Genomic DNA, 15800 nt, shown 5'->3' with positions numbered 1-15800 from the left:
ATGCAACTAGGGCGGACGATTGACGTGACGCGTGAGCTTCGATGACATATGAGGAACAGTGGACGCCGTTTTGAGAACCGGCGTGCCGCACGACTACTGCGCACCTACAGTGTTAACCGGCACCCATTTGGCTTTGCACACCTGATAGAGCGCCGACGTCGGGTTCTTGAGGTAGCCGTTCGCTTTAAATGAGATTTTCCCAGTGATACCCATGTACTCTGTCGTCCTGCTCGGTTGTACAACGCTCGCCGCTTCTGTTTTTTCGCCTCTGGTCGCTCTTGGCTGAGCTGTTCGGGTGTTTTTGCAGCACTTCGCAATGCTGCTGCGCGGCGCTTCTCCTCGGCTTTTCCCAAGCGCGATGCCTATTCAGCAAAGCTGGTTTGGCGAGGTTGAACCGGGTATCAAAAAAGGTGCGCGCTTATGCCCCGCAGTGCATAAGCGCGCATCGCGTTGGGCCACCAGATTCAGTGAACTTCATCTACGAAAGGTTCTGCGCAAAAATTTTAGGGTACCGGACTGACTACGCCTCGTTTGCATTCGTCATAGACTTCGCCCGCAGCATCGATGCAATGACCAAAATCGTCTGGGTCACAATGGCCCTTAGTCGCTTCAATTTGCGCCATACATGCCTCGCGGTAGGCTTCTGCGATAGCGACGCAATAATCCTCGCGTCGCTGAGGAGGGGCGTCAGTAGTGTCGTTCGCCGGCGCTTGCGGGTTCGGTAGATCGACCAGTGGGATATCCATTTGATTGACCGACGGGTTTACTGTGTCATATAGGAGAGAGCCGCCCCAAAGACCGAGGCCGAACCCGATCACGCCGCCGGCTACGACACCCCACGGTCCAAACATAACGCCAGCTTCTGCCCCGTACTCCGCGAACCAGAAGGCGGCCACCGCCAAACCGGAAGGGTCACGGAGATTTGCCGGATCGTTCAGGGCATAACTGTAGAGATTGAAGGTCGAAATTTGTGATCCGTTGGTGCCTCGTCCCCTCCGGAAATTTGCGAATTCACCGAGCGGATCCCGGCTCAGCCAGCGCCCGATAGTTGGCGAGTACGCACGATATCTGGCAAACGCGAGGCCGCTCGCCTGATGCTCGAATAGCCCGGCGAATCCGAAGTCGGCCGACAGATTTCCACCGACTTGGACCCGCTTTCCGTATGGGTCGTACTGGTATTGGGCAACGACCGCACCGCTGCTGTCGATCAATTGATGGACCGTACCGAGTTTGTCAAAAACGTAGTAGTACGATGAGCCGTAGTTCTGGACCCCTTGCGGAAAATAGGTTTTTGATACAGGGCCACCGGGATTGGACGCAGAAGCCGCCCCCATGTCGTGCTCTTGACAAACCGTAGATCCGCACCAAACATATCGCCTGTTGCTTCCGCCGGTAGGTGTGTAGTCGCTTATCTGCGTCAGACGTCCCCATCCGTCATAGGCGAACGCGGATGAGACGCCTGAGCCGGTAACCGTAGTGGAGGTAAGAAAGTAATGAGGTTGACCCAGATCGGCGGGAATGCTTCCAGCTTCTGAGGCTGTATTCCAATAGTACCGATTGCTGAAGAATACGCCCAGGTTTCCGTCCGGATCGTAGTTCGGGAGTGCGCTCGTATTTGTAAGTTCGTTCAATTGGTTGTAGGTGAATGCGTAAGTTACCGGCGGGGTATTGCCCACCTGCACGCTCATGATGTTTCCCGCTGGGTCGTATCGGTAAACATACTGTGCGGCGCCGGGTGCGTGACCATCTGGAACTACGTCCTGAAGCGTACCGTCCGAGTAGTAGTCGACAGAATAGGACGCAACGCCAGACGGTGTTCCATTTAGCGTAGGAAAGTTGACGTTGTCGCCAGCGAAGCTGATCTGCCTGACCCGATCGTCGGCGTCATAGGTGTACGAAAATGAAGCTAGTAGCGAGGGCGGCATCGTTTCCGGCGGGCAATCAGTGTAGATACTCGCTTGGTCAGAGGCTACTTCGTTTGCTGCCGCTGCTGCCGCCTCACAGTACGATTGGCCGTTGAGCCGGCAATTTCCGCTCGTGGAGTTTGAATACAGTCGTTGGCATGCCTGAGCAACGTCCTGTGGTGGTGCCCCGCCATCGCCGGGTAGTGGATGTGTCGCTGAACCGGAAGCAGTGCCTGCCCCAGGCACGCTTGCGGTGCAGTTGTTATTAAGCCACTCGGTATCCTCGTTTTCCAGATTCTGAGCGGTCACTAGGGCGGCGCGGTCATCAATACAAGCCTGCGAAGGCCGGGGAGGACGTGGCGGAGGTCCAAGCCAGCTAACCTGCCTGGGCAAATCGTCATGTTTGATGTCGTAGTAGCCGACCCTCATCTGTGGCCCGGAGTTCGAGTAGATCTCCGTCACAGACCGTGTTGTTCCGTTATACGAGTATGTAAAGGAACCTAGGGGATTGGTGTCGACATGGGGACGCCCGAGGTTGTCGTAAGTCCGCGAGAGGGTGACGCCGTCCACGGTGCGACTGGATAGACGGCCCAGTGCGTCGTACTGGTACGAAACGGTATCGCCGTATGGGCTGGTTTCCGTCCACAACTTCAGCGCTCCGGAAGTACCCGGTGGATGATAGGTATAGTTTGACACTCCGAATCGATCTGTCATGCTTTTCAGTCTAACGAAAACGGGGTCGTAGGTGAGTTGGACCGTGGGCGGCCCGCTGTTTGGGTTGGGCCCCGGAACGGGAACACTTACCGCGCTTAGTGTGTTGTCGGAGTTGTATGTGTAAGCGGAGCCGGTGTCGCTGAGGTCCGTCACACTCTCCAGCCAACTGATGGCAGGGTCATAGTGATAGATAGTCACGCTTCCGTCCGCGTATTGACGTCCTGACAATCGATCGTCCGCGTCATATTGGAACATCGTCACGTTGTGTTTCGGGTCCGTGATCGATGAAATCGCGCCGCAACCGCAATAACCGAATTCGGTCAAACGATTGAGCGGGTCGGTGATAGTCGTTAACCGCCGGTCCTCGTCAAATTCATAGCTCGTTGTCTCGCCCATCCGGTCGGTGGCGCTTATCCGGTCAGCGAATTTGGGGGGGGCGTGCAGAAAGTAGTTCCACGAGTAGAACGTCGTGTCTGGAAAAGTGACCCGGGTCGGTCGGTCGTACACGTCGTATAGAACCTTGACTTGCATCCCCAGGCTATCGGTTACTGTCAGAGGCCGGTTGAAGTTATCGTAGGTAAATTGCAGCTGATTGGTATATTGCGGACTGTCCGGTGGCAATACCTGTACGGCCGTCAGGAATTTGCTGGCCTGATCGAAAACAAATTTGGTTGTCTGATCGAGCGCATTGGTGAGCTCTATTAACTGGGCGTCGGAGTTGTAGCAAAAGGTGGTCGTCTGCCCAGCAGCATCGGTTATCGAGTATGGTAGGTGGGTAACTGCTTCGCACGGCGGCTTTTCAGTGTACATGTACGACGCCTTGAACAACTGCACGGCGTTCCCGCCCGAGTTCACGACGACACTGTTCAGATCGATGCCATTTGTTTCATATCCGACAGTGTATTGGCGGCCGGCCGGATCCGTGTACTGCGTAACGTGTCCTTGATCGTTGCGCGCGACACTGAAAACTTGGTCCACCTGTGGCGTTGTCTCTGTTGCGCTCTTCAGGACTCTGCCAAACGCGCTTGGCCTGTTACTGGTTCCAATGGTTGTGAGACCGGCGCCTGTCAGCGGCTGCCCGGGATAGAGGTACCACACCCGGTTCTCGAGCGGATTCTTTGTGCTTTCAAGTACGAAAGACGCAGACGGCTGAGCGGGCGCGGTTGTTTCATGCAGGAAGTGCATGACACGGGCCTTACTGTAATCAGGTGAGCCGTCCGCGTTTGGAGTCAGCATCGCCAGCGAGAGCTGATACGGATCCCAGATGTAGACATTCCGGTAGGCGAGGTATTGCTGCGCGACCGAATGGTCCACACTGCACTGACATTGCTTCACACCCGATTGGTCCACGCTGCACTGACTGTTCGAGACGGTCCCCAGGCAGGGTATCGCACTGGCGTTGTCAGTGACACCGTTGAGGGTTTCGTGCTGGTCGACACGCGAGGTAAGACCTTCGGGGTCGGTTATGATGAGCGAGCGCCAAAACGAGCCCGTCACCGCGTCCGTTGGCGGGGGCCCTACTCCCGGGTTCCTGTCCACGCTCGGGTCGCCTGTGTTCGGGATGAATTTCGTCGCGCCGTAAGGCGTCTTAAGTTGACTGATGAAATCATCCTTGCCCCACACATAGGAGGACACAATCCCCCCGGGATCCTTCGCTGAGAGAAGATGACCGTCGGCGGAGTAACTGAAGTTTGCCGTCCGTCCGAATGGATCGGCGACACTGGACACCTTCATTGGGTCACCCGGCTGGGCATAGTTGAGGTGGATGGCTCTCCCAACCGCGTCTGTGATGGTGGTCAGGCGCATTTTGGAATCGTAGGTCAGGCTAACAGTATGACCTTGCGGGTCGGTCACCTGTGTCAGGAAGTAACGTGCTGTCTGGCTTGACGTTAGCCAATCTACCTGCGCGAATATCTGCGTCGTCCCGTCGGGCAGTGTCCGCACGAATTCGTACGTGAGGCCCTGAGGCTGGCCGCTGGTGTTGCCGGGGCCTACCGCATTGCCCCCTCCAGCACCCTGCGCACCAGAACTGACCCCGGACGAATCGTAGTGTCGAACGCCCCCGTTAGCTGTCTCACGATTCTGGACCTTGGCCTGTGTGGGCAACTGCTTCTTGGTTAGCACCGCCTGAGTTAGTAAGCCCGGCGCCGATGGGGCGGGCTCAGCGGATTCGACACCGGGAAAGTCGTACGTTTCCAGACTTCCGCCGGGAAGATAGACGTTCCACGAGTACCCCGTCACCTTCCCACTCTTCTTATCGATGATCGCGGCTTCGTCGACGTATGAGATCCAATTGGACGTCCACTTCGGACCAAAATTGCCGTAGTCCATTGTCGCGATTCCGTCCTGCTCGTCGCGCTGGTTGTAGAAGATCTCGAAAGTGACTGGAGGGCCTATCGGCGGCGCATACCGCAGGAGCTGATCATGCAGCTCGAGGCTTACGGACATCGCAGCGACATTCCACGTGGTCACCCCCACATTTGGGGCGTCACCTGCGCACGAGTCCGGAAAGGCCTGTGGGTCCGCAGGCCCGGGGCCGGGTGGCGTATTGGGCCCTGTGGGGCCACGCCCCCATACCAGTTGCCCTTCGAGATCGTCAACGGAACGCCAGCCGCGTGGCAGATCTCCCGCTGGAACAAGAAAATAGCCACTCGCCTCCTGGTCGAGCGTAGATTCACGCACGAACATGTCTTTTTTCCCAACATTCGTCACGCGGTAAAGATCGCCGATCTTTCCGACCACGGCGGCGTAGTGCCCGACCTTCCAGTTGATGACCGAAGGGATGGGGACTTCGGCTCCCGGACTGCGGAATGCCATCTGATACTTCAGGTCGGATCGGTCTGCCAAAGTCAACAGCTTCGATAAATTGATACCTTGGGGACCCGAACGTGCGCTCATCAACGTCGCGGCACCGTGTTTGTTGTTGTCGATCGCGCAGATTCGCTGGAGGGCAACCACTCCGCATAGGAAAGCGTATGCCGGGTTAGCGCGCATGGTCGCCAGTTGGGACCGGGCATTCGAGAGCTGTACGGTCGCCGGTCCAGTGACTGACCTGTCACCGACCGAGCTGAGCAGGGCATCCAGCTCGGTCTGGCTGCCGATGTGGGCATAGTAAGTCGCGAGCTCACCGAGAGCTGCGTCTGCAACTGCCTTTCCCCGTGCATCGCTCACACTTCGCGATTGCATCCAAGCTTTCCGCCACGCGGCTGCGGCCAATGTGAAATGACCCGTGTTGCGATAGATAATGCCCAGATTCAGAAGCAGTGACGTCGACCATGCTGAGTGTGGATATCGGTCGAGATACGCGACGATGGGACCAACATCGTCAGGATAGGGGGACTGGCTGTACGCATCCAGCGCAACCAACAGCGCTCTATTTCCATCAACGCTCGGCTTCACGCCTATAGGTATAAGCGCTCCAAGTGATTTTGACTGCGCGATGATCTGATTAGTCGACTCAATCAATGCCTCGGCGCTTCGCCCATACTCTGACGCCCACAACCCTTGACTTGGAAGCAATACGACATGAAAAATCCAGATTTCAGATCTTTCCTCATCGCCACCTCCAATCCTTGTAGAACGGCGAGCGGGTCGAATAACGACCGTTTCACTTGCTATTACACACGCTTGGAGCGAATTGTACGGATCTGGGCCACACGGATTGTGGACTGCGTTTTAGTATAGTCATCCCACTCGCGCAAGCAAATGTTTAATACGGCCACCTCCCGTCATGGTCATGGCATGTTTGTTCGCTCCGTTTTGGGGCGCGCGCACTACGATCGAACACGCAGGAAGGCGCCTCTAACATTCATGACACGGGAACCTGGGAAGCCCGTGCACCCCCTCTTTCCACGATTACGTTGCTGAAGGCTTCCGACGTACGTCCCCGCCCAGTATTCCAGCTTACGAGTACGACGGCATCGAACTGGCCATTCTTTGACTCGCCTGGCCACCTCGAATTTTAGTTGCCGGATAGTCGATCATTGGTTGCGATTCCCTCCGTGGCTCGATCGATAATGCGAGGCCAATCGCAATTAACCGGACGCGACCGCTTACTGAAAGAGAGCCGCCGCATGAGAGTCCGAAAACAGCGCAAACAAGTGACTCTTCTTGGCCGACACCTGCAGTTCGCAGCCAGCGGTGCGTTTTGGCACATTTATTGTTGCAATAGTGACAGATTGATGCCGTCTACGGTTACCATGAGCATTTCGCCCTCCAAAAGAGCGGAGGCCCAAAAAGCTGCGGCAGACCTCCGGGCTTTGAGCGAACAACTCCGCTCGGTGGGCATGCGAAGGAACGCACACTGGTCGTCTGGTGTGAAGGCCAGTGGGGCATCGACGCGCGAACCGAATCAGCGGAATCGGAGCGCACGCCGACAGTTAAAAAATGAAGCCGGTATTCACGAACTTTGAATGATGATTCGTGACCATCGCGTCGAGCAGCGCCTTGTTCTCGTCAGTTCCCTTGGCGGCGACCATCGAACGAATCGAGAACGCGCGCAGTGCGTCGGTGACTGAGAGCGTCCCTTCTGCGGAATCTTTGCGACCTGCAAACGGAAAGACGTCCGGACCTCTCTGGCACTGGCAGTTGAGATTGACGCGACACACCTGATTGACAAGCGGGTCGACCAATGCACCAATCTGCGCCGCGTCGGTGCCAAAGATGCTCACTTGCTGCCCGTGGTCCGATGTGATGACATACTCAAGCGGTGTCTCTATGTCGTCGAACGGCATGACCGGGATGATCGGCCCGAACTGCTCCTCACGATACAGCATCATTCCTTCGTTGACTGGGTAAATCACGGCGGGATAAAAAAGCGTTTTGCAGAAAACACCGCCCCCTTCGTTTACGACGTTCGCGCCTTTTGCTTTCGCGTCGTCAATCGCCTGTGTCATATAGGCCGTGCGATGCATGCCTGGCAGCGGCGTAATTGAAACACCTTGTTCCCACGGCATGCCCACTTTGAGCTTTTTGAGCGCTGCGTTGAAACGTTCGAGAAACGTGTCGACGATTGACCGGTGCACCATCAGCATCTTGAGCGCCGTGCACCGCTGACCGTTGAACGATAGCGCCCCCAGCAGGCATTCCTTCACCGCGAGGTCAATGTCAGCGTCTGGCAGCACAATTGCGGCGTTCTTTGCATCCAGTCCGAGAACGGCACGCAGCCGATGAGACTTTGGATGCTGTTTTTTCAGGTGGTCTGCGACCTTGCTCGAGCCGATCAGGGCGAGCACATCAATCTTTCCCGAAGCGAGCATGCGCGGTACCACCACCGCACCCGGCGCGTATATCGTGTTGATGACACCTTTCGGGAAGGCGGAGCGGAACGCCTCAAGAAGCGGGAAGAACAGGAGCGTGCCATATTGCGGGGGCTTGAACACGACCGTGTTGCCCATCAGCAATGCCGGAATGAGCGTGGCAAACGTCTCGTTCAGCGGATAGTTGTACGGCCCCATGCACAGCACGACGCCAAGCGGTGTGCGGCGAATCTGCCCGATAGTCCCCTCAGCGATGACAAAGCGTGAATTGCCGTTATCCAGCTCCTTCAGCGCCTCGATAGTGTCCTGCATGTAGGTGACGGTGCGGTCGAACTCCTTCTGCGAATCGGCAAGACTCTTGCCAATCTCCCACATGATCAGATTCACAATTTCATGGCGCCTGGACGCCATGAGACGAATGAAGTCCTGCATGCTGGCGATGCGGCCGGCGACCGTCATCGTTGGCCACTCGCCGCGACCGTGGTCATAGGCGCGTACGGCCGCGTCGAGAGCGGCGTCGCTCTCGGCTTCACCCATGACTGGATAACTGCCAATCGCGACCTGCTCGGCTTCGCCAGAAGCCTGTCGCACACAAACCGGGGACAGTACGGTCTTACAGGCGCCATCCCACGCCTTTAGCTCGCCGTCGACGAGTGAGACTCGCTGATGAATTGGCGCGCCCAGGCGGGCGGTCTCGGGAATGTGGTCAGCGCTCGGAAACAACTCCTGCAGGTGCTCAAAGTCGATTTGTTCCACGTCTTGCTCCTACGTTCGTACAGCACGCGGTGGCCCGTCAGTTGCGAGGCACCGTTCAGACGCGAGCGATACGACTTCGTCGACCGCTCCGCCTTTATACCCCGCCTTCTCAGGCCGGGACCGTAGTGCCACTACGCGCCAGCAATTGCCAGTTCTTACCTGATTTAATCCAGCACATGAGAACCTTGATATGGCTGGAACTGGTCTTTCCGTCCCCCAAGTTGTTCACCACATCGTATGTATGTCTGACGATGCCCGTTTGTTTAACGACGGAGACTGTTTGCGAGGACACGGAAATTTCGAGGTAACGCTTCTTTCCAGCAATGTTTTCGAGCAGGTCACGCTTTGTCCAGACCCGACCGTCCGAATGAGAATAAGTCAGGTCGTCATGCGCCAGTTTCGTCAGAGTCTCCCCATCTCCGTCGACAAGAGCGCGACGCAGAATTTCAACAGCATTTGCTAAATCTGTTGAATTGGTTTCGTCCGTACCTGCAGCCATTGCTTTCGATGCGAGTCCCACAGCGACACCTGCTCCGACTGCAATCAGGGCAGTTCGTCGGCTAAAGCCAGACTTTCGTGCGTTCATCGTTTGTCTCCTTCGAGTATCTGTTTCCAACGCGCGTCAGCAGCATCGGTGTGATTTCCTGGCGTAACCCTGCAGAGCGTCATGCTTCAGCGGATGTCACACCACTCGCTGCCAGACAGATTTGGACGAACTCCTCGGCATCGAGAGAAGCACCGCCTACAAGAGCTCCGTCAATGTCGGGTTGCCTGAACAGGTCGGCGGCCGTTGATGCCTTCACACTACCGCCGTAAAGCACGCGAACTGCCTTGAGGCGCTTCGCCCGGCCGCAGAGCGAGGCTCGGATACAGGCATGAACCTGCTGAGCCTCGGCGCCACTTGCCGACTTGCCCGTGCCGATTGCCCACAACGGTTCGTAGGCGATAACGAAATTCTGCGGCCCAGCCTCAGGCAGCAAATCCAGAACTTCGTTGACTTGCGTGGTGACGACGAGCGCTGTGCGGCCCGCCTCCCGCTCTTCAAGCGTCTCACCCACGCAGACGATAGGGACAAGGCCGTGTTCGGAGGCTCGTTTCGCTTTCATTGCAATCGTCGACGCTGACTCAGCGTGATTGGACCGCCTTTCGGAGTGCCCGATGATTGCATAACCGCACCCGAAGTCAGCAGCCATCGCAGCGCTTACCTCGCCCGTGTATGCGCCCGTCGCTTGAGCCGAAATGTCCTGGACTCCCAGACCGACTGACGATGCCCCCAACGCCGATTCCGCTTGAGCCAGGTAGGGAAACGGCACGCAAACAACGGCTCCGACGCGGGGGCTATCTGCAAGACGGGCGGCGAGCAAGCCAAAACGGGATTCGTTTTCGGCTTTGCTACCGTGCATTTTCCAGTTTCCAACAACGAGCATGGGTTTAAGCTGACGCTGTGTTTCCAAGATTTCACCTACCCAGTCAGGTTTGAGACGGCCAGACAATGTTGGCAACACATATGTCTTTGTGAATCCCCGGATGGTCCGGCAGAAGCTACGCTGACAACTTACGCATCTCTTCAATCAGGTCGCGCTTGCCTTCAAAACCAATCCCTGGCAAATCGGGCAGCGTCACGTAACCGTCTTCGACCTTCACTCCGTCGGGGAAGCCGCCGTAAGGCTGGAACAAATCCGGATAGGACTCGTTGCCGCCAAGCCCGAGACCGGCAGCGATATTTAGCGACATCTGATGACCACCATGAGGAATACACCGGCTCGGTGACCAACCATGTTGGCGAAGCATTTCCAGCGTGCGAAGGTATTCGACAAGCCCATAACTGAGTGCGCAATCGAATTGCAGCCAGTCCCGGTCGGGACGCAGTCCCCCATAGCGAATAAGATTACGGGCGTCTTGCATCGAGAACAAATCTTCGCCCGTTGCCATTGGCTTGTCGTAGTAGTTGCGAAGCGTAGCCTGCAACTCGAAGTCGAGCGGGTCACCAGGCTCTTCGTACCAGAAGAGGTCATACTGGGAAAGCGCCTTCGAGTATGCGATGGCGGTGTCAAGGTCGAAACGGCCGTTCGCATCGACTGCAAGCTTTTGGCCGTCCTGCAAGACACTCAGAATGGAGTCGATTCGCTTGAGGTCTTCTTCGAGTGAAGCGCCCCCTATCTTCTTTTTCACCACCGTGTAGCCGCGGTCGATGTAGCTACGCATCTCGTCTTTCAGCTTCGAGTGGTCCTGACCCGGATAGTAGTAGCCGCCAGCAGCGTAGACAAACACCCGGCGCTCGGGTTTGCCGTTGCCATAACGCTCGGCGAGCAATTGGAAAAGCGGCTTCTCTTCAATCTTGGCAACCGCGTCCCAGATAGCCACGTCAACGGTACCGATGGCAACCGAGCGTTCTCCGTGTCCCCCGGGCTTCTCGTTCGTAAACATCGACGCCCAAATCTTGTCTGGGTCGAAGTTGTCCCCGGCGTCGTTGACGAGGTCCTGCGAATCCGCTTCGAGAATTCGTGGGATGAAGCGCTCGCGCATCAAGGTCCCTTGCCCATACCGGCCATTCGAGTTAAACCCGTAGCCGATGACCGGCTTGCCGTCTCGTATGACGTCAGTGATGACAGCGACGAGGCTGAGCGTCATCTTGCTGAAGTCTATATACGCATTGCGAATCGGCGAGCTGATGGCTACTGTCTTTTCGCGAATTTCGACGATTTTCATAGTTAGGCATCCTCACAATTAGATGGCGTCCGGTTCGACCACAGACCTTGAAAGCAACTATGCGCTAATCAGCACTCGGAGACCGGCCTAAAGAGAAGCTCCGCCACACATGACTATTTGCTGTCCCGTGATAGAACTGGCCCCTTCACTCAACAAAAAACTCGTCAGCGCTGCGACTTCCTCGGGCGAGATAAACCGTCCCATCGGAGGAAGCCTCGGAGGGGTCGCCGCTCGCGCTGGGTCACGAAGGAAAGGAGTGTCGGTCGCCCCTGGAGCCACCACATTCACCGTAATACCCCTCGGAGCAAGCTCCGCTGCCCACGACCTTGCCAGGCCGACTAATGCCGACTTCGTTGCGGCATACTGGCTACGCGTCGCAGCGCCGTTGGCTGTTCGGCTGCCCACCAGCACAATTCTTCCGCCCGCCGGCATCCCGGGCGCCAGACGGTCTGCGAGATATATCGCCGTTTCGACGTGCAGTCGCCACATCGCTGCTCCGTCATCGAGCGACAGCTGACCCAGCGGCGCGGTGCGCATGAAACCGGCAGCATGCACCACTGCGTCTACCGGGCCCAATTCGTCGCAGACGTGTCCGAGCGCGTCGAAATCACTGACATCGACCGGCACGATTTCCAGCAGGTCGTTCGTCGTTGCAATATGCGAGCGGCACAGCCCGGTGACTCGCCAACCATCGGAAAGCAGGCGCTCGACGATGGCTCTTCCTATCCCGGAGGATGCTCCCGTTACTACCGCGTGACGCAAACCCGGACTCGACGGCTCCAATGTACCCACGACGCCTCCCGCTGCTATTGCACCTGCGAAGACCCACTGGCCGCGGCGGCAGCTTCTACGCTTACCGCCCGGACTGTAACCTGTCCCAACGCATCAAAAGGCTCGAGTTGCTCCGGCTGCGCGGCGTCGTCGGTAATAAGCGTCCAGGCGCGCTCGAGCGGGGCCCAGTGCTGTTGACTGGCGCGTCCGAGCTTGTCCGCCGTGACCAGCACAAACACATGAGCTGCCTGCCGCATCACGCACTCCTTGAGATACGACTGGTCGCTGCTTGCTTCGCACAGTCCAAGCTCTGCGACCACTCCGTCGGCGCCCAGAAACGCCTTGTCGACGCTCAGGCGACTCAGGGCGATTTGCGCGAGCGGCCCGAGCGTGCTCATGCTCGTCGACCGGACGTCGCCACCGATGACCGTCACCTGTACCCCCGACGAGACAAGCGCGCTCACAACCAGCAGGTTGTTGGTGACCACGTGTACCGATGTCCGCCCCGAGAGAAGCCGGGCGAGCGCTGCGGTGGTTGTGCCGCCGTCCAGGAATACGGTGTCGCCGTCTTCAACGAACGTGCTTGCTGCTTGCGCTATCGCATCCTTCTGCTCTCGTGAACTGATTCGTCGTTCCTCAAGAGACGGCTCCGGCTCATGGGAGCCAACCGCCGCGGCGCCGCCGTACGTCCGAAGAATCCGGTTGTCCCGCGCAAGGGCGCGCAAGTCCCGGCGCACCGTTGCTTCCGACATGCCGAAGTGCTCGCATAGCGTCGCAACATCCGTCATCCCGCCGAGCACTGCTTGCATCATCGCCTCACGGCGTTTGGTCACTTTCATGTGCGTGAATTCTTGGTCCAGTAGAGTTCGCGCCTTGTTCCGCGCGTCTAGAACACCAAGTTTATCCAATTGCCGCACTGGCCGTCGATTTGCGGGGGTAAGACTCATCGCCCGCGAACCCAGGATTCGTCGACGCACACGTACTTGATTTTCTGGCGAAACCACGTGAACGCGATGTGCAATGCGCCGTCGCCGGACTGCACGATGGACGGATACGAGTATTCCCGGTTCCGCTGTTCGGCGGAATTGTTCGTCATGCAGTACCCGTCTCCGATTTCCAGATTGCGGCGCCGGTGCCATGTCTTCCCGCCATCCTCGGAGATTGCCAGAGACATCGGTGAGCGCGGCGCGCCCCAGAAAGCTGCACCGCGCGCGGAAGCCTTCTGGTCGCGCAGTTCCCCGCTGTCTTCCGAATCCTCGATGTCGTCGTAAAGCGATGCGCGACGCTCTTTGCTATGCGAAGCGTCGCTTTCGTTGAATACCATCGCGAGATGGCCGTTCTTCAATACCGTGAACTGTATCGACGAATTGTTGTTCGGGACGTCAGTCGCCTGCGGCGCGCTCCACTCACGACCATCCGTCGAGCGACTCGCATAAACGAAGTCGGCCCAGCGACTGCGGTAGAGAGCGAGCAGCGAACCATCCTGGAGAACATGGACGTTCATATGCACACAGCCAACGCTATCCGGGACCTCATGCTGCGTCCACGAAGCACCCTTGTCGTCCGACACCATGACACCGCTGACGTCATTGTTGCCAACCCATCGTTCACCCACCTCGGTACGGCACAGGAATATAGGACAAATCCATGCTCCGCTTTCCAGCGCGATAATCGGTTGGCGAACAAACGTGCCCGGCTGGTCGAACAGCGTTTCAACTGGCCCCCAGGTCTTCCCGCTGTCCGTCGAAACTCTTCGGCGGACAATTGCGGTGTTTTGATGGCCAGAGAGTTGCGCGGTGTAAATCAGCCAGAGCTCGCCGTTCGGTGCCGTGAAGAGCACCGGGTTCTGTTCTGAGCGCGTCGGGTCGTCCGAGAGCTTCTCGGCCGCCGACCATTCGCCTGTTCCCGCTGCGAGACGGGACATGTAAATGGAGACGTCGGGAATGCCTTCCTGGGTTCCGCCAAACCAGGCGCACAGCAGGTCACCGTTTTCAAGGACATGCAGATTTGCGGCGTGGTTCTGGACGCACGATGTGGGAAGGAAGGCCTCCTTGCGTTCTGCGTCAGCGTAGGCAGTGCGCACGCAATGGTCCGAAACCGCTTGCGCCGCCTCAACGAAGTTCGTGTTCATGAAATTTCTCTCAGATGTATTGTCAGGTCAGTGGGACTCGCGATGCGTGAGTCCCTTGTCGTGAAGGTCCGAGCCCGTGCCATGGAACAGCAGCCTGGTGACGACAAGGACAATTGCCGGCGTGACGAGCGCGACGTACATGTTGTCGATACCAAACGGGTTGCCGAGGAGGTACCACATCGTCGTCGCGAGCGTGGCGATGACAAGGCCCGAGACCGCGCCACGCTTGCCACTGAAAAACGGAAAGTAGATACCAATCAGTGCGACAACCGAAATTGAAAGGCGCAGCGCACGGGTAAAAAACGACAGCGCCAGAATCTGAGGCACGAACAGGACGAAAATGAGCGGGAGGAAGCCGACCACCAGAGAAATCCAGCGCGTCACGCGCAGTTCGACATCAGGAGTGGGATTGAAGCGCGGCACATAGAAATCCTTCACAACCAGGGACGCAATGGCCAGTGCTACCGTACAGACGCTCACGAAGATGGACGCCACAATCGAAGTCGTGACAACGCCTGCAAGGATAGGGTTCATGTGCTGCAGGAACACCGGCAGCGCGTACAGGCTATTGATGCTGGGATACAGATATTTGGCTGTCACACCGATAAAGCCAAGTGCCAGCCCGATAGGTACGCACAGGAACGCGGCTATCAACGAGGAGGTACGCGCTGCCTCGGGACTCTTGGTAGCCGAGATGGCCTGGATAATAAATTGCGTCGAGAAAATAGCCCCTGATGTGCCGATAATCCACGCGCCAATCGTGCCTCCTGACAGAGCGCCGGACCATGTAAAGAAGTGCGCGGGCATAGTTTGCGACATCGGCTTGATGCCGCCAGACAGCTTCCACGCCATACCGACGAGAATGGCAATTCCAAGCAGCTTCACAGCGCTGTGAACAATCGTCAGGTAGGCAACGCTCTTCATGCCTCCCCACGCGAAGTAGACGGTACTGACTACGGCGGTGATGATTGCGGCCGTCGGCAGGTTGATGCGCATGACCGTGGAGATGGCCGCCGCGCCGCTGATGTAGTTGCCCACATTAACGAGAAACAGCGCGTAAATCATGATGCCGGAGACAACGAGTTTTGCGCCTTTACCGTATTTCTTTCCGATAAAGCCAGAGATGGTGAACTCTCCGGACGCATAGAGGCGCTTGGCCATGAACAGGCCAAAGAAAAGGAAACCGATTGCGGCTGCGACGACCGACCATGAAGCAGCCATGCCAGCTGTAAATGCTTCTTGCGACGTTCCAACCGTGGACTTCGCACCGATGAATTCGGACATGAGCAGGATAGCGACGACCGCCGCAGGCATCGAACGCCCGGCCACCATGAATTGCTCGGAATTTTTACTGCGCAGGCGAATGCTGAACAGACTGGTAATCACGATGTACGCTACGACCATCCCAATGATGGTGGCAGTGTCCCAATAACTGAAGGTGGCCATGACGTTGTCTCCTGATGACCTTCGGTTGATGCCCGTCGAGCTGCGTTGAGCCACCCGGCATGTACCTGCCGGTATCGCTCATTACTCGGTACCTGCTTGCTCGCGCCGGGA

General features: G+C 57.5%; 9 protein-coding genes. All 9 read right to left on the bottom strand.

The annotated features are described in order from the left end of the window. Positions 1-503: 503 nt before the first annotated feature. On the bottom strand, positions 504-5984 hold the full coding sequence (locus M3I53_RS34270) for an RHS repeat domain-containing protein (RefSeq protein ID WP_254320219.1): 5481 nt from the start codon (positions 5982-5984) through the stop codon (positions 504-506). A gap of 1013 nt (positions 5985-6997) precedes the next feature. Further along, positions 6998-8632, bottom strand: coding sequence for an NADP-dependent glyceraldehyde-3-phosphate dehydrogenase (locus tag M3I53_RS34265; RefSeq protein WP_254320218.1), 1635 nt, complete (start codon positions 8630-8632; stop codon positions 6998-7000). 109 nt (positions 8633-8741) lie between these two features. Next, a complete protein-coding gene (locus M3I53_RS34260) occupies positions 8742-9218 on the bottom strand; it encodes a nuclear transport factor 2 family protein (protein WP_254320217.1) in 477 nt (158 codons plus the stop codon). Positions 9219-9297: 79 nt separating this feature from the next. Next, positions 9298-10059, bottom strand: coding sequence for a triose-phosphate isomerase (tpiA, locus tag M3I53_RS34255; RefSeq protein ID WP_254320226.1), 762 nt, complete (start codon positions 10057-10059; stop codon positions 9298-9300). Positions 10060-10174: 115 nt separating this feature from the next. Beyond that, positions 10175-11341, bottom strand: a complete 1167-nt coding sequence (locus M3I53_RS34250) for a mandelate racemase/muconate lactonizing enzyme family protein (protein WP_254320216.1) — start codon at positions 11339-11341, stop codon at positions 10175-10177. Positions 11342-11428: 87 nt separating this feature from the next. Then, positions 11429-12124 carry an SDR family NAD(P)-dependent oxidoreductase gene (locus tag M3I53_RS34245; RefSeq protein ID WP_254320225.1) on the bottom strand — a complete coding sequence of 232 codons (696 nt, stop codon included), beginning with the start codon at positions 12122-12124 and terminating at the stop codon, positions 11429-11431. A gap of 23 nt (positions 12125-12147) precedes the next feature. Then, positions 12148-12951: a DeoR/GlpR family DNA-binding transcription regulator gene (locus tag M3I53_RS34240; protein WP_254320215.1), complete on the bottom strand. Its 804-nt coding sequence runs from the start codon at positions 12949-12951 to the stop codon at positions 12148-12150. A 104-nt stretch (positions 12952-13055) separates the two neighbouring features. After that, complete coding sequence (locus M3I53_RS34235; RefSeq protein ID WP_254320214.1) at positions 13056-14243, bottom strand: exo-alpha-sialidase; 1188 nt, start codon at positions 14241-14243, stop codon at positions 13056-13058. A 27-nt stretch (positions 14244-14270) separates the two neighbouring features. Then, complete coding sequence (locus M3I53_RS34230) at positions 14271-15689, bottom strand: sodium:solute symporter family protein (protein WP_254320213.1); 1419 nt, start codon at positions 15687-15689, stop codon at positions 14271-14273. Positions 15690-15800: the final 111 nt, after the last annotated feature.

It is taken from the genome of Paraburkholderia sp. CNPSo 3272 (genome assembly GCF_024206495.1).
Classification (GTDB): Bacteria; Pseudomonadota; Gammaproteobacteria; order Burkholderiales; family Burkholderiaceae; genus Paraburkholderia.
The sequence above is the reverse complement of the archived record's forward strand: the minus strand, read 5'-3'. Positions and strand labels throughout refer to the sequence as shown.

Excerpts from the sequence above, each read along its gene's own strand:
- M3I53_RS34260 (WP_254320217.1), bottom strand. The coding sequence starts at position 9,218 with ATGAACGCACGAAAGTCTGGCTTTAGCCGACGAACTGCCCTGATTGCA.
- M3I53_RS34230 (WP_254320213.1), bottom strand. The coding sequence starts at position 15,689 with ATGGCCACCTTCAGTTATTGGGACACTGCCACCATCATTGGGATGGTC.
- M3I53_RS34240 (WP_254320215.1), bottom strand. The coding sequence starts at position 12,951 with ATGAAAGTGACCAAACGCCGTGAGGCGATGATGCAAGCAGTGCTCGGC.
- M3I53_RS34250 (WP_254320216.1), bottom strand. The coding sequence starts at position 11,341 with ATGAAAATCGTCGAAATTCGCGAAAAGACAGTAGCCATCAGCTCGCCG.
- M3I53_RS34235 (WP_254320214.1), bottom strand. The coding sequence starts at position 14,243 with ATGAACACGAACTTCGTTGAGGCGGCGCAAGCGGTTTCGGACCATTGC.
- tpiA (WP_254320226.1), bottom strand. The coding sequence starts at position 10,059 with ATGCTCGTTGTTGGAAACTGGAAAATGCACGGTAGCAAAGCCGAAAAC.